The sequence below is a fragment of the Segatella copri DSM 18205 genome, assembly GCF_025151535.1.
In the GTDB taxonomy this organism is placed as follows: domain Bacteria; phylum Bacteroidota; class Bacteroidia; order Bacteroidales; family Bacteroidaceae; genus Prevotella; species Prevotella copri.
In genome coordinates this window covers 2,426,203-2,447,745 of sequence record NZ_CP102288.1, presented here as the reverse complement: position 1 = coordinate 2,447,745, position 21,543 = coordinate 2,426,203, and the positions used below count along the sequence as shown (strand labels likewise).

The 21,543-nt window shown below is 42.9% G+C and carries 18 protein-coding genes, 1 tRNA gene and 1 pseudogene; 15 read left to right on the top strand and 5 right to left on the bottom strand.

Annotated elements, in window-relative coordinates; genetic code table 11:
- The first annotated feature begins 38 nt into the window (after positions 1–38).
- Together NQ544_RS10385 and NQ544_RS10380 are read left to right on the top strand one after the other, a co-directional pair.
- Positions 39–893, top strand: coding sequence for an OmpA/MotB family protein (locus tag NQ544_RS10385; protein ID WP_006848523.1), 855 nt, complete (start codon positions 39–41; stop codon positions 891–893).
- 283 nt (positions 894–1,176) lie between these two features.
- On the top strand, positions 1,177–2,388 hold the full coding sequence (locus NQ544_RS10380) for an NADP-dependent isocitrate dehydrogenase (RefSeq protein WP_006848521.1): 1,212 nt from the start codon (positions 1,177–1,179) through the stop codon (positions 2,386–2,388).
- A 52-nt stretch (positions 2,389–2,440) separates the two neighbouring features.
- On the opposite strand, the gene NQ544_RS10375 is transcribed toward NQ544_RS10380, so the two are convergent.
- A complete protein-coding gene (locus NQ544_RS10375; RefSeq protein WP_006848520.1) occupies positions 2,441–2,695 on the bottom strand; it encodes a helix-turn-helix domain-containing protein in 255 nt (84 codons plus the stop codon).
- A 246-nt stretch (positions 2,696–2,941) separates the two neighbouring features.
- On the opposite strand from NQ544_RS10375, the gene phoB reads away from it, so the two are divergent.
- The 4 genes and pseudogenes from phoB to NQ544_RS10360 all read left to right on the top strand — a co-directional run bounded on the left by phoB (position 2,942) and on the right by NQ544_RS10360 (position 5,637).
- Positions 2,942–3,637: a two-component system response regulator PhoB gene (gene phoB / locus NQ544_RS10370; RefSeq protein WP_228023661.1), complete on the top strand. Its 696-nt coding sequence runs from the start codon at positions 2,942–2,944 to the stop codon at positions 3,635–3,637.
- Between the two features lie 5 nt (positions 3,638–3,642).
- Positions 3,643–5,103: a sensor histidine kinase gene (locus NQ544_RS10365; protein ID WP_006848518.1), complete on the top strand. Its 1,461-nt coding sequence runs from the start codon at positions 3,643–3,645 to the stop codon at positions 5,101–5,103.
- A 198-nt stretch (positions 5,104–5,301) separates the two neighbouring features.
- A pseudogene (locus NQ544_RS13980) lies at positions 5,302–5,397 on the top strand (hypothetical protein); the annotation flags it as partial.
- Between the two features lie 9 nt (positions 5,398–5,406).
- A complete protein-coding gene (locus NQ544_RS10360) occupies positions 5,407–5,637 on the top strand; it encodes a hypothetical protein (RefSeq protein WP_006848517.1) in 231 nt (76 codons plus the stop codon).
- A 294-nt stretch (positions 5,638–5,931) separates the two neighbouring features.
- Here NQ544_RS10360 and NQ544_RS10355 read toward each other — a convergent pair whose 3' ends face one another.
- A complete protein-coding gene (locus NQ544_RS10355) occupies positions 5,932–7,110 on the bottom strand; it encodes an ATP-binding protein (protein ID WP_006848516.1) in 1,179 nt (392 codons plus the stop codon).
- 1,028 nt (positions 7,111–8,138) lie between these two features.
- Complete coding sequence (locus NQ544_RS10350; RefSeq protein WP_040553466.1) at positions 8,139–8,363, bottom strand: hypothetical protein; 225 nt, start codon at positions 8,361–8,363, stop codon at positions 8,139–8,141.
- 89 nt (positions 8,364–8,452) lie between these two features.
- Here NQ544_RS10350 and NQ544_RS10345 point away from each other — a divergent pair, with 89 nt between their 5' ends.
- From NQ544_RS10345 to NQ544_RS10315, 7 genes are all read left to right on the top strand, one after another.
- A complete protein-coding gene (locus NQ544_RS10345) occupies positions 8,453–10,585 on the top strand; it encodes a Tex family protein (RefSeq protein WP_006848512.1) in 2,133 nt (710 codons plus the stop codon).
- A gap of 14 nt (positions 10,586–10,599) precedes the next feature.
- Complete coding sequence (locus NQ544_RS10340) at positions 10,600–10,884, top strand: hypothetical protein (RefSeq protein WP_006848511.1); 285 nt, start codon at positions 10,600–10,602, stop codon at positions 10,882–10,884.
- A 319-nt stretch (positions 10,885–11,203) separates the two neighbouring features.
- On the top strand, positions 11,204–12,742 hold the full coding sequence (locus tag NQ544_RS10335; RefSeq protein WP_006848510.1) for a site-specific integrase: 1,539 nt from the start codon (positions 11,204–11,206) through the stop codon (positions 12,740–12,742).
- A gap of 220 nt (positions 12,743–12,962) precedes the next feature.
- On the top strand, positions 12,963–13,247 hold the full coding sequence (locus NQ544_RS10330) for a helix-turn-helix domain-containing protein (protein ID WP_006848509.1): 285 nt from the start codon (positions 12,963–12,965) through the stop codon (positions 13,245–13,247).
- A 4-nt stretch (positions 13,248–13,251) separates the two neighbouring features.
- Positions 13,252–14,502, top strand: coding sequence for a DUF3987 domain-containing protein (locus NQ544_RS10325; protein ID WP_006848508.1), 1,251 nt, complete (start codon positions 13,252–13,254; stop codon positions 14,500–14,502).
- 98 nt (positions 14,503–14,600) lie between these two features.
- The gene (locus tag NQ544_RS10320) at positions 14,601–15,482 is read left to right on the top strand and encodes a BT4734/BF3469 family protein (protein WP_228023667.1); all 882 of its coding nucleotides are present in this window, start codon (positions 14,601–14,603) and stop codon (positions 15,480–15,482) included.
- Positions 15,483–15,809: 327 nt separating this feature from the next.
- Positions 15,810–17,516 (top strand): transposase, encoded by a 1,707-nt coding sequence (locus NQ544_RS10315; protein WP_006847703.1) that lies wholly within the window; start codon positions 15,810–15,812, stop codon positions 17,514–17,516.
- A gap of 433 nt (positions 17,517–17,949) precedes the next feature.
- Here the strand turns inward: NQ544_RS10315 and NQ544_RS10310 are convergent, their stop codons facing one another.
- Positions 17,950–18,303 carry a hypothetical protein gene (locus tag NQ544_RS10310; protein WP_006848494.1) on the bottom strand — a complete coding sequence of 118 codons (354 nt, stop codon included), beginning with the start codon at positions 18,301–18,303 and terminating at the stop codon, positions 17,950–17,952.
- A gap of 343 nt (positions 18,304–18,646) precedes the next feature.
- Positions 18,647–18,728 (bottom strand) — tRNA-Leu (locus NQ544_RS10305).
- A 182-nt stretch (positions 18,729–18,910) separates the two neighbouring features.
- Between NQ544_RS10305 and NQ544_RS10300 the strand changes: the two genes are divergently transcribed.
- Both NQ544_RS10300 and NQ544_RS10295 read left to right on the top strand, forming a co-directional pair.
- Positions 18,911–20,026, top strand: coding sequence for an SGNH/GDSL hydrolase family protein (locus tag NQ544_RS10300; RefSeq protein ID WP_006848492.1), 1,116 nt, complete (start codon positions 18,911–18,913; stop codon positions 20,024–20,026).
- Positions 20,027–20,066: 40 nt separating this feature from the next.
- The gene (locus tag NQ544_RS10295) at positions 20,067–21,344 is read left to right on the top strand and encodes a histidine-type phosphatase (protein ID WP_040553459.1); all 1,278 of its coding nucleotides are present in this window, start codon (positions 20,067–20,069) and stop codon (positions 21,342–21,344) included.
- Positions 21,345–21,543: the final 199 nt, after the last annotated feature.

Sequence of the window (21,543 nt, the reverse complement as noted above, 5' to 3'; positions counted from 1 at the left end):
CAATTAATAATAACAAGAAAATTTAAATTAGAAAGAATATGAAACAGACAAAGTTAATGGTAATGGCAATGATGGCTGTAGCTCTGATGGCTACAAGCTGTGCAAGTAAGAAGGATCTTCAGAATTGCCAGAATGAGAATAAGGAATTGTCAAGCAACTATCAGGCTACCAAGGAAAAGCTGGCAGCTACTGAGGCTAGTTTGGCGGCAGCTCAGGAGCAGCTCGCTACTGCAAAGAGCGATTACGCTAAGTTGCAGAACTCACTTGACAAGAGTTTGAACAATGCAAGCCAGAACAACGTGAGCATTGAGAAACTCGTTGACCAGATCAACGAGAGTAACCAGTATATCCGCCACCTGGTTGAGGTAAAGAGCAAGAGCGATTCGCTCAACATGGTTCTTACCAACAACCTGACCCGCTCTTTGAGCAAGGAAGAGATGAAGGAGGTTGATGTTCAGGTTCTGAAGGGTGTAGTTTACATTTCTCTGGCTGACAATATGCTCTATCAGAGTGGTAGCTATGAGGTGAACAGCCGTGCTCAGGAAACATTGAGCAAGATTGCTAAGATCATCACAGACTATAAGGATTACGATGTGCTCGTAGAGGGTAATACCGATAACGTACCAGTAAGCACTACAAGTGCCAAGATGAAGAATATCCGCAACAACTGGGACCTCTCTGCTCTCCGTGCAGCTTCTGTTGTTCAGTACTTGCAGGATCACTTCGGTGTAAATCCTAAGCGCCTTACTGCTGGTGGTCGTGGTGAGTACAACCCTGTAACAACTAACGATACAGAGGTAGGCAAGCAGCGCAACCGCCGCACTCAGATTATCATCACTCCTAAGCTCGACCAGTTCATGGACTTGATCGACAAGGCTCCAGAGGAGAAGTAAAAAGGCTATTTAAAGGTAAAAAGGTAAAAAAGTAAAAAGGTAAATAAGTAGAGGCATCAATGAGTTTTCGGGCTCATTGATGCCTTTTTAGGTATAAATATACAGGTTTTATGTTTTAAGTACGTAAAAAAGTGCTTTTTGTTATCATTTTGCTAGAATTATTCTTAATTTCCTTTCTTTTCTTGATTATTTTTATTAATTTTGCAGGCAAAATATCAAGGGGCCACTTGGCTGCCCTGATCATTGTACATTGTAAATTATTAATTATACATTATATTGTGTTATGGAAAAGATTAAGATGACAACTCCATTGGTAGAGATGGACGGTGATGAGATGACAAGAATTCTCTGGAAGATGATTAAGGACGAACTCATTCTTCCTTTCGTTGATTTGAAGTCTGAGTATTATGATCTCGGTCTGCCTTATCGCGACCAGACCAATGACCAGGTAACCATCGACTCTGCTGAGGCGGCTAAGAAATATGGCGTGGCTGTGAAGTGTGCTACTATCACTCCTAATGCACAGCGTATGGACGAGTATAAACTCCACAAAATGTGGAAGAGTCCTAATGGAACTATCCGTAGCATCATGGACGGTACCGTATTCCGTGCTCCTATCACCATCCCAAGCATCCACCCTTGTGTAAAGAACTGGGAGAAGCCTATTACCATCGCCCGTCATGCTTACGGCGATGTGTACAAGAGCGTGGAACTTCGTGCTGATGAGCCAGGTACAGCCAAACTCGTGTTCGAGGGTAAGAGCGGCAAGAAGCAGGAGATTGAGATTCATTCTTTCGACGGTGCTGGCGTTATCCAGGGCATGCACAATACTGATAAGAGTATCCGCAGCTTTGCTCACAGCTGCTTCAAGTTTGCCATTGATACCAAGCAGGATCTCTGGTTTGCTACCAAGGATACCATCTCTAAGACTTATGATGCCCAGTTCCGTAAAATCTTTGAGGAAGTATATGAGAGCGACTATAAGGAGAAGTTTGCAGAACTCGGCATCGAGTATTTCTATACATTGATTGATGATGCAGTGGCTCGTGTTATCCGCAGTAAGGGCGGTTTCATCTGGGCTTGCAAGAACTATGACGGTGATGTGATGAGCGATATGCTCAGTACAGCCTTCGGTTCTCTGGCGATGATGACTTCCGTATTGGTTTCTCCTGACGGCAAGTATGAGTATGAGGCAGCCCACGGTACAGTGACCCGTCACTACTATCGCTATCTGAAGGGTGAAGATACATCTACCAACCCTATGGCTACCATCTTTGCATGGAGCGGTGCGTTGAGAAAGCGTGGCGAACTGGATGGCATCAAGGAACTTCAGAACTTTGGCGACCAGCTGGAGGCTGCATGTTTCGATACATTGAACGACGGTATCGCTACCAAGGATCTCGTAAGCCTGATGGAAGGTGTTGAGGCTAAGGCTGTAAACTCAGCTGGCTTTATCGCTGCCATCCGCGAGCGTCTGGAAAGGCGATTGGCATAAAAACAATAAGACCTGGGGTGATTAACCTCAGGTCTTATTGTTTTAGTTATTTTTAGTTTAAATCTTGATTTTTTTTCTTGCGTTTGCGCAAAGCGTCTGAATAAACCTTAAACAAATCTATGTTCAGCAACTGGCAGATATGGTAAAGCATACCCGTATCTATAGTGGCTCTGCCGTATACCTTATATATATTAGTACGGTGGCAGCCTAGTTTTTCAGCAAGCCATACTGTGGTCTTGCCTTGCTTGTTTAATTCCTCTTTGATGATTTCACCGATAAAGGGAATTGCATTTACTTTATCTTTCATACTCTTTCAGTTGTGTTATATGCTCACTTATAGTTATATCGGGTGCAAAAGTAGTATTTCTGTTTCTAACTAGCAAAGAAACATGTAGCGAATTTGGAACACTAAGTTAAAATGTGTAACAAAATACCCGTTTTTTTATATTTTTTTTCTCTAAAGAACTAAATGTCACGAAATTGTAACCGAATGTAACGCTTATTACGAAAGAAAAGTCGTAATTTTGCAGCGGTATTTTAAATAACATGAAATATGGAAGAGAATATGAAAAGAATACTTGTTGTTGATGATGAGCAAGACTTGTGTGAGATTCTGAAATTCAATCTCGAAACAGAAGGATATGAGGTAGAGACTGCCAATTCTGCAGAAGAGGCTTTGGAGATGGACATTGCTTCGTTCGACCTGTTGCTACTGGACGTCATGATGGGAGGAATGAGCGGTTTCCAGCTAGCTAAGCAGTTGAAGGGAAATCCGATGACAGCCAATGTTCCGATTATCTTCCTTACAGCCCGAGATACGGAAAACGATACGGTTACTGGATTCAATATCGGTGCCGATGATTGTATCTCGAAACCTTTCTCTATACGAGAGGTGATGGTCAGAGTGCGTGCCGTCTTGCGCCGTACCGCTGAACAGGCTGGCGATGCTGATGAATCGAAGATCATCAACTATCAGGGACTGCAGCTAAATCTGGACAAGAAGACGGTGAGCATCGATGGTGAGGCTATCCCTTTCACCAAGACCGAGTTCGAACTCCTGCGTCTTTTCCTCGAAGAGCGCGGCAAGGTGTTCTCCCGTCAGGAACTTATCGACCGGGTATGGCCTAAGGATGTGATGGTGCTCGACCGCACGGTGGATGTCAATATCACCCGTATGAGAAAGAAGATTGGTAAGTTTGCCAAGTGCATCGTTACCCGTCTGGGGTTCGGTTATTATTTTGATGCGTAATTAAAATGTTTCAGTTAAATAGTGTAGGTAGAAAGTTGTACTTCAGTGTACTGGCGGTGTTCCTTGTGTTCGCCGTCAGTTTTATCGTGTTCCAGCAGGCACGAGAGAAACAATATAAAATAGGTACGCTTACTATCAAGCTGGAAAATTATAATGAACTGCTGGCAGAAGATCTGGCGCTCTCTCCTGATGAAGGAATTATACTGCAGGATAGCATCCACAATAGGGATGTGACTGTGGCTCATGAGAAGTTGCAGGCTTTTGTCCGAGAACATGAAAGCAAGGATCTTCGTGTTACGCTGGTGCGCCCTAACGGTAAGGTGATTTATGACAACATGAGTTCCGACTATGAACATTTTGCCAACCATGCCAAGCGGGAGGAAATAGCAGAGGCCTTGAAAAACAGGGTAGGCTCAAGCGTGGAGCGACAGTCTAAAACCCTGAAGCATGATTATTTCTATGTGGCTTCTTATTTTCCGGAAAGCAAGCTTATCATCCGTACGGCACTACCTTACAATAATGATTTGGCAAAATCGCTGCAGGCCGACCAGCATTTTATCTGGTTTGCCATCGTAGCCGTCATTCTGCTTACCATCGTGCTCTACCGTTTTACGGACCGTCTGGCTAAGAATGTTTCCAAACTGAGCATCTTTGCTTATAAGGCAGACCATAACGAGAGTCTGGAGGTGGAAGATCTCGCCAAGTTCCCTAACGATGAGTTGGGCGAGATAGCCGAGCGTATCATCAAGATGTATAAGCGCATACAGACCACCCGACGTGAACAGAATGTACTGAAGCGGCAGCTTACCCAGAATATCGCTCACGAATTGAAGACTCCTGTAGCAAGTATTCAGGGTTATCTGGAAACGATACTCGACAATCCGCATATCAACGAAGAGATGAAGTCGCAGTTTCTGCAGCGCTGTTATGCCCAGAGCGAGCGTCTCACCTCTCTGCTCCGCGACATCTCTACCCTGAACCGGTTGGATGACGGTTCGGATATGATAGATTTCGAGACGGTAGACATTACGCAGATGGTGAGTGAAATAGCCCATGAGACGGCGCTGGAAAGAGAGTCGCACCAGATGACTTTCGAGAATATTCTTCCCGACCAGCATATTATCGTGAAGGGTAACCGCAGTCTGCTCTATAGTGTGTTCCGCAATCTTACCGACAATGCCATAGCTTATGCCGGCGAAGGACGTAAGATAACGTTGAGTGCCAAGGAGCAGGGCAACAAGTGGCATTTCATCTTCTGTGATAATGGTCAGGGAGTTCCTGCCGAGCATCTCTCCCGTCTTTTCGAGCGTTTCTATCGGGTAGATAAGGGACGCAGCCGCAAGATGGGTGGCACCGGTTTGGGTCTTGCCATCGTCAAGAATGCCGTTCTCCTACATGGCGGAACCATCCGTGTGAGTAATCAACAGGAAGGCGGCTTGAAGTTTGAATTTACGCTTAAGAAATAATTTTTTTTTTTTGAATAACTGAGCCCACTTTAAAAAGTAAGGCTTGTTTTAAATATTTATATTTCACGAAAATAATCTATGATTTATGCTGTTATCTGGAATATTTTTCGTATCTTTACACCATCAATCAAACAGAATGACTATGTTTAAAAAGACAGATCCGAATCCTCAGTTGTTGTGGTTAAGTAGCAAGGTCCTATCACTTTCTCCAGTGCCAGCGACTGGTGTAAGGCTACGGCTCTGAATGATTCTACCGTTCAGGTTTCGGTAGATAATAACGAGACTAATAGTGGCCGTTCCAGTTTGCTTACCATCAAGTCTGGAATAGATTCTGTAAATGTAACAGTACAGCAGCAGGGTTTCTATTTCCAGGGTGATATGGGTACTGCCATTTCCTTAGCTAATGGCGCATCACGAGAGGCTTTTGCCTTGAATACCAATGGTAAAACGTTACCTACTCTGCTGCTTTCCATAATGATGAAGATGGAACCTATGCTGAGTTCGAAAATGATGGTTCATGGACTTATAACGTAGATTATCTGTCGCTTTACGCATTCTCTTCAAAGGAGTTCACAAGTAAAACCCGTATTGGTGGTTTGAAGAATATGATAGCACCTTATCTCTTGAAGGTAGATGCTTCGGGTGCTCGCAAAAAGATGAACGTTGCGACACCTAAACTTTTCATCATGAAATAAAATTATATACATAATGTTTTGTCGAGTTCTTTGTGAAAAGAATACATAAAATCTCTCGTCTGTGGGCGTGCTCATTTAAGCACGCCCCTTATTTATTGTTGCAGTATAAACTGTATTCCGGAATATTTTAATTTCAATATAAAAGACCAAAACTCCATAGTGGTAATATGTCACCGTTAGCATATTCTATATCGTCACGCACAATATAAGCGTTTTCTACATCCTTCACCTGCTTATGACTCTTTTTGGCACCCCCAATCTCAAATGTATACTTTCCTATTGTAAAATCGGAAATCTTAGATGATGTAACATCCTGATTGACTCTGGTTTGGTTGTAGAAGAATGTCTCTCTCACATTACCAATATTAGAATTATTGCCTGAAAGTGCATATATGATATTCGGATTATCGAGATAAACTTTCTCTGTCTTTCCCAATCCTCTCATTCCGCCTGTTTCGTCACGTAACTGACCAATCATTCCCGCTTTTTCCATGTATAGCAGATAGGTAGGAATATCATTACGGCTCACTTTAATTTCGTTTGCCAATCCTGTCGCTTCTGGCTTATAGGGCACATTACCTGCTATGATAGATAACATGCGGCGGAGTTTTTTGCCTGTTGCTGGCGACATGTTGGCATATTGTGGAATATCTACTTCCATCGTAAGACGTATCACCTGCTGTAGTCTTTGCTGGAAGAAGCCTTCCTTGGAAAACGGATAGTATCCTTCTTTCAGATATTTATTGAAGAGCGGAATAGGGTGGAGCACCTCTTTAATTTCTATATTTCCCATCAGAATATCATCTAATGACCTGACTGGTGTCTTGATTCCTTCGAACATTTCCAGATATTCCCTAAAAGACATACCCTGCATCTCATATAATACGACTCTTCTGCTCAAATCTGCCTCTCCATCTAAAATATCAAGCATAGAAGATCCTGTGAAGAAAATTTTGAGTTCAGGGTGGGAGTCGTAGATTTGCTTCAATTCCCTCGACCATGAATCATATTTATGTACTTCATCTATATAAAGCGTTTCACCTCCTTCACGTACAAATTGGTCGGCTGTCTCAATTAGTGTGTGGGTTGTGAAATAGCTATGATCTGCTGATATATAGAGACTTTTTGCCTGAGTATCAGCATCCATTTCTTTAAGATGTTGAAGAATCAAAGTTGATTTCCCTACTCCTCTAGGTCCCATGAGTCCAACGAACCTCGCTTGCCAAGGAAGTTTGTCATACATATAGCGCTTAAAGTCCAGACTTACTAGACGCAGCTGTTCTTTCATGTAGTTTACGAGTGTAATATCCATATTTCACCATTTTTATGCATCTTTTAAGATGCTGTTTTTGTAGTATATGCACCTTGGAAGGTGCACGTTTGTGCACAATGTGCACTTTTCAAGGTGCAAATATATGCTTTTTCCTTCGAAACTCCAAACTTTTTGCTTATTTATTTTTGCTAAAAGTTTCCTTTACCCTTATTTCTAATAATTGCCAGAGATTTTTATCAGCATGTAGCGATTATTGTCTAGTTATGGAAGAATATTTTGCCGAGGAATAAGTTGGCTGTTAATCGGAAATAGTGTACTGGCGAATGAAGAACAGCTGACTAGCCGTACGCTCGCCAGTTGGCTGTTTTATAGGAACAGTCAGCGTAAATGCCTGTAAAAATGATGTAAGTAAGGGATAAAGAAATACTCTTCACTCTTCACCTTTCCTTCGGAATCCCCAGTGTTTATGGGCGTTTCGAGGGGTGAAGAGTTCTTGGACACTCTTCACCCACTCTTCACCACTCTTCACCCTCGCTGGTTCGGCGGAGGGTGTGTCATAAGTTTATGATTCACCCTCTTCTTGTTGTTGGAAGAGTTAGGATATGTTGTTGAAAGAGTTAGGATATGTTGTTGAAACAGCCAGTATCTTCGGTCGCACAACAGCTGTTGTGCGCTTGTATAACAGCTGATATGCGCATGCACAACAGGTGATGTGCATGCGATGGTCAACTGTTATGCGCCAACTATTATTCAGACTTATGACACACCCTCCTTAGAGAAGCCTAGCGGTCTTGCATCTCTCCTTGACATCTAGCAGTCTTGCGCTGCAATTTACGCCTGTTGGTCTTTGGAATCGGTGAAGAGTGGTGAAGAGAGGGTGAAGAGTCGCTGCAAACTCTTCACCCCTCGGAATGCCGATAAACACAGGGGTTTCCGAAGGAAAGGTGAAGAGTGAAGAGTAAAAGCGTGTTCGCTTGCAGATAAAAAATGGGGCGCAAGCTGTTTCCATGAAAGGAATCGCTTGCGCCCCTGATATTATTGCTTATGAGTAAATGAGCACCCTAAGATTAGAACTTGTAGATAGCACCAAATGAAATGTTGCTCGCATCTACGTTAAGTCCGAATGTTGATGAGCTGTCACCATGGTCAGGAGAATAACCTCTGTAACCGAGGAAACCTACCTTTGTGATGAAGTTTACGTGGTTGTTGATGTAAATTAAAAAAGCAGGTATGCTGAATGTATCTAAAGCTATTTCTGCTGCAAAGCTACGATTTTTTAGTGAAACCGCCAAATAATATGAGGGAATATTTGGGCAAACCAACTTTTTTCTCTATCTTTGCATGAACAAACAGTTTGTATTTTATTTTATTAATATCATAAATGAATCAATTTGCAAAGCTGATAGCAGCCCAGCTCAATCTGAAGGAGCAGGCTGTAGAAAATACTCTGGCGCTGCTCGAAGAGGGCTGCACCATTCCGTTTATCTCGCGATACCGCAAGGAGAAAACCGGTAATATGGACGAGGTAAACATTGAAGCCATCGCACAGGCTAACGAGAAACTCTCTGAGATGGCGAAGAGAAAGGAGACTATCCTCAAAACCATCGAGGAACAGGGAAAACTCTCGGATGAACTGAAAAAACGCATCGAACAGTGCTGGGATGCTACCGAACTGGAAGACATCTATCTTCCTTATAAGCCTAAGCGCCGCACCCGTGCACAGATAGCACGTGAGGCAGGCTTGGAGCCTCTGGCACAGCTGCTCCTCTTCCAGCGTGAGCGCAATCCGGAACAGGCTGCCAGGAAGTTTATGGGCGATAAGGTGAAGGATGTGGAGGCTGCACTTCAGGGAGCCAAGGACATCATCGCCGAAACCGTAAGCGAGAATGAGCAGAGCCGCAATCAGATTCGCGGCGAATTCAGACGCGGTGCCATCATCACTTCTAAGGTGGTAGCCAAGAAGAAGGATGAGGAAGAGGCGCAGCGCTTCTCCGACTATTTCGATTTCTCAGAACCATTGAAGAAATGTTCTTCGCACCGACTGCTGGCTATGCGTAGAGGCGAGGCGGCAGGATTCTTGCGTGTCAGCATCTCGGCTGATGATGAGCAGTGTCAGGATAAACTGAAGCGCCACTATGTACATGGTTTCGGTGAGTGCCAGACGCTGGTGGGTGAAGCGGTGGATGATGCCTTTAAGCGACTGCTGAAGCCTAGCATTGAAACCGAATTTGCTGCGCTCAGCAAGCAGAAGGCGGATGAGGAGGCTATTGTGGTCTTCGCCGAAAACCTGCGCCAGCTTCTGTTGGCGGCTCCTCTCGGACAGAAACGCGTGATGGCGGTTGACCCGGGTTTTGCCAATGGTTGCAAGACTTGCTGTCTCGATGCGCAGGGCAATCTGATTCATCATGAAATCGTTTATCCTCATCCTCCCCGCAACAGGAAGAGCGAGGCTACGGCTGCCATCCAGCGCATGGTAAAGATGTATCAGGTGGAGGCAATGGCTGTAGGTAACGGTACGGCAAGCCGCGAAACCAGCGACTGGCTGCATAGCATCGATTTCGTTCATCCGGTAGATATCTATGTGGTGAGCGAGGATGGCGCTTCTATCTATTCGGCTTCGAAGATTGCAAGAGATGAGTTCCCGGATGAGGATGTTACCGTGCGTGGTGCTGTGAGCATCGGACGAAGACTGATGGATCCGCTTGCAGAATTGGTGAAGATTGATCCGAAGAGCATCGGTGTGGGACAGTATCAGCATGATGTGGACCAGACTCAGTTGAAGAAGAGTCTGGATACAGTGGTAATGAGTTGTGTGAACTCGGTGGGTGTCAACCTGAATACCGCATCGCAGCATCTCCTGACCTATGTGAGCGGTTTGGGACCTACGCTTGCCAAGAATATCGTGGAATATCGCCGCGAGAATGGAGCCTTCGCTTCCCGTGCCCAGTTGAAGAAGGTGCCACGTCTGGGTCCTTCGGCCTTCGAGCAGTGTGCCGGCTTCCTCCGCATTCCAGGAGCTAAGAATCCTTTGGATAACAGTGCCGTTCATCCGGAGCGCTATGCGCTGGTAGAGCAGATGGCGAAAGATCAGGGCGTAACGGTGAAGCAACTGGTAGAAGACAAGGCGCTGCAGAAGAAGATTGATATCCGGAAATATGTGAGTGCTGAGGTGGGTATGCCTACTTTGACCGATATCATGGCTGAGCTTGACAAGCCGGGCTTGGATCCTCGTGGTGAGGTAGAGAAGTTTGAGTTTGATGCCAGCATCAAGGAGATAGAGGATTTGCAGGTGGGCATGGTTGTGCCGGGCATTGTTACCAACATTACCAAGTTTGGTGCCTTTGTAGATATAGGTGTCCACAACGATGGTCTGGTTCATGTATCCCAGATGTCAAACCGTTACATTCAGGATCCTTCTGAGGTGGTAAAGCTTCATGAGCATGTGATGGTGAGAGTGGCAGAAGTAGATTTGAAGCGCAAGCGCATCGCCTTGTCGATGAAGGGTGTGAAATAAAAAGGATATTCAGAATGAATCAGAATAATAATGGTGATGCTCTCTTGGCAGGGGGCATCACCAGAGATTGTATAGAGTCGGCATATTGCTTTATTCATCAGAAGCTCAGGGTTTTCGAATTTTCCACCAATCCTACGCAGCGTGATGATATAGAGTATGCCATCGCCCAGTATGTAGAGGGCATGAATCCGCAGCTCTATCTTCTTCTTTCTCAAGGCAGAACGGAATTCCTTCTAGACCATGTGAATTTTGAAAAAGATATGCGCGAGGCGCAGGAAAAACTGGAAGGGATGATGTAGGTATCTCTCTGCTTTAGGAGAAGGATCTGACAAAAAGGTGTAAAAAGACAGGTAGTTATATTGAAAGAAAATGCTAAATAGTTATATATTAACTACTTAGCATTTTTTTGTGCGCCTGATAGGCGTATTTTTGTGAAATCTTATGAAAATTAGAGAAATGTATAATTACCTGATTATAAATGATATAGAAAAAATCATTGTTTCTTAATTTTACCTAAAGTTTTGTTAGAATACATAAAACTCGGCAAAAACTCGGCAAAAATGTTGGTGGGCGAATGTAAAATAATTACTTTTGCACTCGAATTTAAACAATGAGAGTATGGCAAATATAGATTTGAAACTATCTTCCAAGGAAGACAAGGTGACGCATCGCTGCGAAATCCTAATCCGTTTTTACCAAGGTCAAAAGATTGATTATCGTGTAAAGAGTGGCTTGTTTGTGGAGCCACGCCATTTCCGATATTTCGTTAATCGTAATGCAAGTAAGAAGCAAGGTGTGGTTGTTCCAGATAAGGTTACTTCTGTAACCAAGGAAGAAGCGAAAGCCAAGGGATATGCGATTACTACGAGAGGTGAAGTAGTAATCACAGATCGTCTTATTACTCCCGAAGTGAAGTTTGATAAAGAACAAGCTCGGTTGTTGGGGGAGTTGCAGACAACTATCATGGATGCTTTTGTTGCTGCAGACAAAAGTGATCTTAGTGAGGATTGGCTTGATAAGATAGTCTATCGTTTTCATCATCCTCTTGGTACAGGTAAAGTGAAAAGACAAAGAGGAAAGAAGCGAGTCTCTATGTATGAATTAGCAGAGGAGTACTTGGATAAGAAGCGTTTCTCCTATGACCATACCAAGGCTTTTCGAGTTTTAGTAAGAGACTTGGCACGATACGAAGCCTTCAAGAAGAAAGTGCTTCAAGAGAAATTTACTTGGAACATAGATAAGATGACTCGCAAGGATATTGAGGACTTTGAGGATTATCTGCGCAATGAGAAAACATTGTCAGAGAAGTATCCAAAGCAGTTTGAGAGCATCTTGGAGGAATATCCTGCAGAAATCAATGTGGTACATACAATGGTGAAGTTGCAAGACCGTGGAGAGAATACCATTGTGAAACTTAAAAAGAAATTCAAGGCATTTATGCAATGGTTGTATGAAACGGAGAGAACAACCAATCGTCCTTTCGATGGAATTAAGATAGGCGTGGAGAAGTATGGTACACCTATTTATATAACAAAGGAAGAACGAAATCTTGTGGCTGAAACAGATATTCCTGCAATGTTTGAAAAACTGGATGATGAAGATAAGAAGGCATGTTCAAAACTTCCTTTAAGGACTTTGGAAACTCAGCGTGATATATTTGTGTTCCAGTGTTTGGTAGGTTGTCGTGTTGGTGATCTTACAAGATTGACTTCTCTGAACATCACTCAGGGAATCTTGGAGTATGTGCCGAGTAAGACGGCCGATGAGGATGCTCCGGTGAAGCCTCGTATTCCGTTAAATCCATGTGCTTTGAAATTGGTGAAGAAATATGAGGGTGTTGATAAGGATGGACGTTTATTCCCTTTCATCAGTCCACAGAAATACAATGATGCCATCAAGGCTATCCTGTTGATATGTGGCATCACAAGAATCGTTCAGGTTCGTAACTCAACGACTGGGGAGAATGAAATGAAACGAATTTGTGATGTTGCCAGTTCTCACATGGCTCGCCGTACTTTCGTTGGTGCAGCTTATAAGGCTGTTCGTGACCCGAATATCGTTGGAAAGATGAGTGGTCATGTTGAGGGAAGTAGGGCATTCAATCGCTATCGCCAGATAGATGATGACATATTGAAGGAAACAATAAGTTGCATTTAGCCAAGGTTTTCTGAATCTTGTAGAACCGTACGATACAAAATCGTGCGGTTTTTTGTTTTTGCGAAAAATAATAAATTTTCAAATTTAACATAAAATGGGCTGTTTTGTCAGATATTTATTACGAAAGTGTTAAATATGAAGTTTAATTGTGCATCGCCCCCTTTATTCCTTTTTGTTTCGTACTTTTGCACCAGATTTCAAAAATAATTAAAGTAAAAAGATGCGTATTCAAGACATTTTAGCTACAGGCGCACCACTACAATTGGTGGTGGATGCGATGGATTTGAAGGAACTCTTCTTGAATTGGAAAGAGGAGATGGTGCAGAAACCTCAGAAGGAAGAGTCGCCTCTGTTGACACCAGCGGAGGTGACGGAGAAGTATCGTGTTTCCAAGGTCACTTTGTGGCGTTGGGACAAGATGGGATTGCTGGCTCCTATCAAGATGGGGCGCAAGTCATTCTATCGTCAGTCAGATATAGAGCGAGTATTTGATCTTAATAAATAGGTGTATGCTCAATATCAATCAACATTCGTTGGAGTCGCTGCCCAAGCAACTGCCAATATATGCCCTTCGATGGGAGGTGCAGAAGATTATCGAGCATTATGCAGAAGTGTTTCAATGTCCTAGGGACTTTATTATTTCTGCGGTGTTTGGTGTTGTTGGCACGATGTGTGGTAGGCATGTGACAATCTTTGATGGGAAGTATCGCAATCATCCCAATCTTTGGATTTGTCATGTTGCTCCAAGTGGTTCCAACAAGAGTTCGCCTATCAAGGCTCTGATGCAACCGATGAATCAAGAAGAAAGCAGACGCTATAAGGAGTTTCGGGAGAAATTCAAGGAATTCAAACGAAACACAGACGAGGAAGAACCGACTTTGAATCAGTTGACGGTTTCAGATGTGACTCCAGAAGGATTGTATAAAATCTTGGATGGCAGAGCGGAATCGAAAGATGGTCTTTTGCTCTATAGGGATGAAATCAAGGGCTTTATAGATGATATGGGACGATACCATAACAGTGGTGAGGTGAGCAATTACTTATCAATATGGGATGGAACCACTTTTCCTGTCACTCGCAAGACTCAGCCACCGATGTATATCGAGAATCCTTTCCTGTGCATCATGGGTGGAATCCAACCCGATGTATTCAGTGAGGCATTCAAGCGAGACTTGGCAGGTGTGGGCTTTGTGCAAAGATGGTTGTTCGCCTATCCCGATGAGATACAGAAGGCTCTTTATTCTGATTCAATATTGGATGCCAAGTATGAAACTGCATGGAATGAAATCTTTGAGAAGTTGTTGGCTATTAATGATATGGAACTTACGTTGAGCAATGAAGCAAAGCAAGTTTATATCGACTACTATAATGAGACAATATCTCGTACAGATGATGCTGATTCCTATTTGTCTTCGATGCTATCCAAGTTGAGAATCCATGTGTTGAAGTGGTGTGCCATTACTCACATCTTATCATGCTCGGATAATGCAGGAGGTGGGCAATACTTTGTTTTGCCAAGTTCTTTGGAGATAACTGCTGATGAGATGCGGTATAGTGTGGAGTGCATGCGCTACTTTGAGTATTGTGGAACCAGGGCTTTGAATCTTGTTGTGGGTGAAGGGCAGATAAAGAAACCTACCAAAGAACAGTTGATTAAGGATTTGGTTTCATTAGTCGGAATAGACAAAATGAATATCACGAAGTTTGCAGAAGGAATAGACGTAAGTCGTCAATATGTGAGCAAGGTGATAAAAAAGTAGACTAAGTTGCGTGGTTGCGGTAACGATAGTATGTATCAATCTGTGAATCAGGGAGATGAATAAGAACGCAACCGCAACCAAGAACAAATGTGATGATTATGAACATATTTTCAATAAATGTATCTGTTTATGATGGTGTGATGGATAATAAGGGAACCATCTCCTCTCTTGGAGATTTTCTGTTCTCGCAAGAACGTCAGTATGAGATTCTGATGCTTCGCCATCTGTCAAGCAAAGAAGAGCGTGATAGTTGGAAGCGAAAGTTGCCACAAGCCACGATAGGTGGAGTGTTTCAACCAACGAGGTCTATTCAGAACATCCAATATCGTTCTGGGTTGATATGTGTAGATATGGATGCCAAGGAGAATCCTGCCATATCTGATTGGAATGCAGTGAAGGAGCAACTTGCCGTGATACCTCAGATAGCTTATTGCTCATTGAGTGTTAGTGGCAACGGACTTTTTGCAGTTATTCCCTTGCGCTATCCAGAGAAGCATTTATTGCAATTCCGACAGTTGCAGCACGACTTCTATCGAATGGGGATAACCATAGATGCAGCTTGTAGTGACATCACAAGAATGAGGTGTGTTAGCTATGATGCGCATCCAATTATTAACGAGAATGCCATCCCATACGAAGGCATTTATATGGAGCCGCCAAAAGTGAGGCGGTATTTATCTTATAGGAACATCAGGGAGAACGACATCTTATCTGAAGTTGCTGCTTGTTGCAAGCAAATAGAACAGCGTGGCATTGACATAACAGATGGTTATGACCAATGGCTGAAAGTGGGTTGCTCACTTGCCACGTTGGGTGAGGATGGGCGAGACTTCTTTCATCTGTGTAGTCAACAGAGCATGGACTACAACGAATCGAAGACCGACAAGATGTTCTCGGATCTCTTGAAACGGAATTATCAAAATATCAACATCGGAACATTCTTCTGGCTATGCAAGCAGAATGGAATCCAGATGAAGTGAAAACTAAGATGAAAGAGTATGTGCCTTCATCAAACTAAACAAGTATCTGAGATTATTGCTCGAAGAAAGGCTGGATGGAACCTTATTAGATTCGAGCAATAATCTCAGGAAGTTGTGATGCGGTCGTATGCTTGTTTATGGGATGTATTAAGGTCATTTTTTATCTTGCGCTTGCGCCGATAAAACGAAACATTTTTATAGCAGGGGAGATTGTCTGAAAACCCATAGCAGCCAAAATGTCTCCTAATATTTCTTATTGTTAACACTTTATCTTTGGTTTTCTCGAAATATTTTCGTAACTTTGTAGCTATCAAACATTTATCGCTTATGAAGTACATTAAAGGTGAAGATAGAAGACAATACGTATTGTTTCCGGCTTGTCTGGACGAGTACATCGAGCAGGATAATCCCGTTCGCTACATTGATGCGTTTGTAGATAGCCAGGATTTAGAAGAACTCGGCTTCAATCATACTAAACGTGAGGCTCCTGGAAATGGTGGACGACCTTCATATGACCCTTCAGACATATTGAAACTACTCATTTATGGTTATTTCAATTCTATCCGTTCTTCTCGAAAGTTGGCCAAAGCGTGCGTTGTCAATATCGAGGTTATGTGGCTTTTAAGCAAGGTAACCCCTGACTTTCGTACAGTTTCTGATTTCCGAAAGGATAATTTGAAGCCTATCAAGAAAGTTTTTAAATCATTGAATAAGCAGTTGGATTCCTTTGGACTCTTCAGCCATTCTTACTTATCTATTGATGGTAGTAAGTTCAAGGCTGTAAATTCAAAGGATAACAACTTTACTCTCAATAAGCTTGATGATCGTATTGCCCGTCTTGAAGCGCATGAGCGTCAGTACTTGGAGGATTTGGAAAAGAACGACTTCGATGATGAACGTAAGTTTGGCAGGGATGAAACCGAGCTTAATCTGGAGGTGGTTCAGAAGCGTCAGGCGGATTACAAAGAATATCGTAATCAACTGGAGGAAAGTGGAGAGAAACAACTTTCACTCACAGATCCTGATTCTAAGTTGATGAAGTTCAATGACGGTTTTAACGTTGGCTATAATGTACAGACAGCCGTCGAGGCAGACAGTCATCTGATAGCCACCTACAATGTTACCACCAATCCTACTGATCATGGCGAAATTACGGAAACACTGACTGAGGCCAAGAATGATTTGGAACATGAAATAGTAGAAGTTGTTGCCGACAAGGGTTATCAGGATCCAAAAGACATGGCAAACGCTTTGGCTGCAGGAATCATCCCTAATGTAATACAGCGAGATGGCGATGATGTTGCTGAAGTAGAGTTTGAATATGTAGAAGCTACCGTAACAGATGATATGCTAAACAGCAAAAAGCCCGAGAATCTCGAAACTTGCCTTAAGGCTGGCAAAATACCGACTGCCTATGCAGGCATCCTTGACTCTCCCCAAATTGGTGTTCGTAAATCCTACGAATGTACGGCATCAAGTAATATAAAGGAAATGTCTGATGAGGAACTCAAACAGCTTGCGCTGCAAGGCTACTTTGTTAGAGATGCTGCTAAGAATTTAGTGTATTGTCCGCAGGGCTCTATATTACGTCAGAAGTCCTTAAAGAAGGATGGTCGTATCCGTTATTGCAATAAGTTGGCTTGCAAAAAATGCTCGCATAAGTGTACTAAAGCAGCATTTAAAGAAGCAGACTTCAACAAGGATACTCTCGTGATGAAAGCTCAGAATTACAAGGTAGACTCCAGTAATCATCAGGAAGACCAGGAACCTCCTAAGACTAAGATGAAACGAGAAGTTAAAGAACACAAGATTGTGACATACAAACTTCATTTAGACAAGAAGAAGATGGCGCAAAGAATGTGTCTCTCAGAACATCCTTTTGGAACGATGAAGAGAACCTTAGGGGCGTATTATTTTTTATTGAAAACGAAGGTTAAGGTGGAGGCCGAAATGGCCCTCATCTGCCTCTCCTATAACATGCGTAGAGCCATCTCTATGCTTGGCGTTCCACAATTGATCGCAAAGATGGCATAAGGGGAAGAAGGAGGTCCCCACAACTTAATTTTTAGACCTCCTATCACTTATTTTCGCTCGATTTGAGCACATCAATTATGAATTTTATTAGAAATCGAAATTTTAGAGCTGGTCCCCAGACTAGCTTAGAGGGCTTTATATGCCCTCAAAACAGTGATAAACAGCAGAAAATCAAGGTTTTCGGACGGTCTGAGGGGGGAGCCTAATCCCCGGTTCGCACGCTAACCGGCTGAAAATTCGCATATTGCCCTAAGAAAAATGTTGCTCATTTTTGCGGCAAGCCGAGGGGATAGTTGTAGTATGATTGGTATGTATTATTAGTGATGTTTTTATATGCTAAAATCAAAGTTTAGTCTATCGCAAAGGGTGGAATGAGAAATAATCTGCATCTTCCAATGGTGGAAGTGCAGACTTTATATTTCTAAGACGGTGGTCATCCTTTTGATTTGTGGAAAATTCGGAATTCTTCTTTTCCTTTGGTTGTCTGGTAGGATGATATGTACTTCTGTTGTTGTAGCAATTTTAGTAAAGACTCATTCCAAGATGTTGCTTTTATGGTTGGTCGTTTGCCTTTATTGCTTAACTCAGCATATTGATTACCTAATGCAGTAAGAACTTTTTCTGTATTCTCTGGTTGGGCTGATATGATTAGAACTGCCAATTTTACTCTGTCAGATATTTTACAATTAGACTTTAGTAAATGAAGCAAATATTCTTCAGATAGATTGATGTCTTTGCTCTCTATAACAGCATTGATTATAATTCCTTCTGATGCTGTCGCTTTCATTTTAGTTTCATCCGATACAATCTGAAGAATTACCCTCTTTTCTATTGTAGAGAATGTTGGAGAACTTAATAATGTCTCTAAGCAATGAGGGAAGGTAACCGACGATTATCTTAAAAGATGTAATATTACAAGATTCTGTCAAGCTAAAGAATATGTTTTTTCGTATAATGATAATTTTTCTTTTTAACTTAATTATCTGTAGTCAGAGTTGTTTGTCAAAATATCTGATTATCTTCGAGTTTTCTAAATAGTATAACGCTCGGAAAACTCGGCAAAAACTCGGCAATTTTAAAAACTAAAAAATCCTAACCGCTTATTATCAAGCAGTTAGGATTTTCTTGGGTGCGCCTGATAGGACTCGAACCTACACGGCCTGAACCACTAGATCCTAAGTCTAGCGCGTCTACCAATTTCGCCACAAGCGCATTCTTGGGTGCAAAGATACAATAATAATTTGAATAAAAAGAATAAAAATGAAAAAAATGATGGTTTTACTTGCTTTTTACGAGAAATAATGGTAATTTTGCAAACAGATACTGTTCTATTTTTATTTTGCAAAAAATGAAGGCTGGACAGTAAGGACAGATAAAAATTAAATAACAGAAATATGAAAAAAATATGGGTTATGATGCTGGCTACATTGATGGTTTCTTCCACGATGATGGCTGGAAATGTGAAGAAATCAACTACTCTTCCTATTGAGGGAGAGATCGTAAAGGCTTCTCATCCGATGATTCAGTATGTTGGGCGTGTGAGCTTTGCTAAGAATCCTGACGTAGCCAGTTTCAATTATCCGGGAACTACGATTGAGGCTAGTTTTCAAGGGTCTTCTCTGAAAATGCTGTGTTGCCCGAAGACTGGATATTTCATGGCGCAGATTGATGGTTGCGAACCTTTCAAAGTGGGCTTTAATGCCGAACGCGATTCGGTTGTTACCCTGGCTGCGGCTTTGCCAAAGGGGGTGCATCATGCTAAGGTGATGTATGTGATAGAAGGCTTGTTCCGCAAACCGGAATTCAGGGGATTCGTTCTTGATAAGGGATGTCAGCTCGTTGAGGCTCCGGCTCTCCCGGAACGGAAGATTGAATTTATCGGAAATTCAATCACCTGCGGTTATGGCGTAGAAAGTATCAACATGTCTGATCCTTTTGAGGATGAAACGGAGAACCATTGGCTTACTTATGCCAATATCGTAAGTGACAGTCTGAAGGCTCAGCATACTTCTATCTCCCGTAGTGGTATCGGTGTATATCGTAATTATAATGGTCCGAAGACGGGTGATGCCGATAACATGCCTTGGCAATATGAATATACCTTATTTGACCAGCATGATGAAAAATGGGATTTTGCCAAGTATCAGCCTCAGTTAGTCTGCATCAATCTGGGTACGAACGATTTTTCTACCAAGAATTATGATATTCAACTCTACGAGAAGAATTATCGCATGTTTCTTAAAACGGTACGTAGCAAGTATCCTCATGCAAAGATTGTGATGTTGACAGGTCCGATGCTCGGCGAGAAGGAGAGTAGCAAGCAGCGAACTGTGCTTGACAGAATCTGTGCAGATGCCAATAAAACCGATAAGAACATTTACCGTTTCGATTTCAGTTTCCAGAAAGGAGATTTAGGTTATGGCGCCAGCTGGCATCCTAGTATGTTGCAGCATCGGAAGATGGCAGCAGAATTGCTTCCGCTCCTGAGAAAACTGATGAATTGGAATTAAATGAAATTGCATGTTTCCAAAACAAAATTATATGATAACAATGAACACAAAAAATCTATTATTGTTGGCATCTCTTACATTGGCGATGCCTCTGACAGCACAGACTCCGCAAGAGGATTTCAAGCGGGATATTACGCTTTCGGGTAGTAACTATGTAGCTTATCGTGGTCCGCAGAAGCAGTTGACTGCGGCTCCTAAGGGTTATAAGCCATTCTATCTGAGCCATTATGGCCGGCATGGTTCCCGCTATATGATAGGCAAACAGGCTTATGATGTGCCTTATTTCTCTCTGCTCAAAGCGAAGCAGGAGGGCAAACTGACAGCTAAGGGCGAGGAAACGCTGGCTAAGGTGAAGATGATTCGTGAGGAGGCGAAGGGGCGCGATGGCGAACTGACTCCGCTCGGAGCTCTCCAGCATCAGGGTATTACCAGAAGAATGATGGAGCGCTTCCCTGAGATTTTTGCCGGTAATACGAATATTGAGGCCCGAAGTACTTTGGTAATCCGATGCATCCTCTCTATGGAGAACGGTTTGCAGCAGATGCTGCGTATCAATCCGAAACTTCATATTTTCCATGATGCCAGCGAGCATGATATGTATTATATGAACCAAGACGACAGATACCTGGATAGCTTGAAGCATAGCGTGGGTATCAAGGTGGCACAGCAGGAATTTGCACAGAAGCACGTTAGCTATAGCCGTGTGATGCAGGAACTGTTCAACGACCCTGCCTGGGTGAAGCAGAATATCAACCAGGGTGACCTGAACAGAAAACTTTATGAGATGGCAAGCTCAATCCAAGGCACGGAACTGAGAGGCAAGGTTTCTCTCTATGACCTCTTTACGGAGGAGGAACTGTATCAGAACTGGCTGAATGCCAACATCTGGTGGCAGATGGCTTACGGCAACTCGCCTTATACGGGCAATGTGCAGCCATTCTCCCAGCGCAATCTCTTGAGGAATATCATCCAGAAGGCGGATAGCTGCATCGCTCTTCCGCATCCGGGCGCTACATTGAGATATGGACACGATACGATGGTTACTCCGCTTACCTGTTTGCTGGATTTGAATGGATATGGCGAAGAGATAAAGGATCCGGAGAAGATTGCTTCTCAATGGTGGGATTATAAAATTACTCCGATGGCTACGAATTTGCAGTTTGTTTTTTATAGAAACAAGGCGAATGATGTGCTGGTGAAGGTGCTTTTGAATGAAGACGAGGCTACTTTGCCTATCAAGAGCGATGTGGCACCTTATTACCATTGGAATGACTTTAAAGAATACTGCCTGAAAAAGCTGGCGGGGTATAAAAGGTAAAAATGAAGGCTACTGACTGCTGGGGGGACAGGCGATGGAATCGCCTGGAACGGGGGCAGGAAGGGGACTGGCTTCTTGTTTACTGAACGCGAAACGCTGAAGCGCGAAATGCAAATGGCTGGATAATAAAAAAGGGGGCTTAAGCTTTTTGGGCTTAAGCTCCTTTTTTATGATGGGCGCTTTTCTTGCTGCTTTTCTT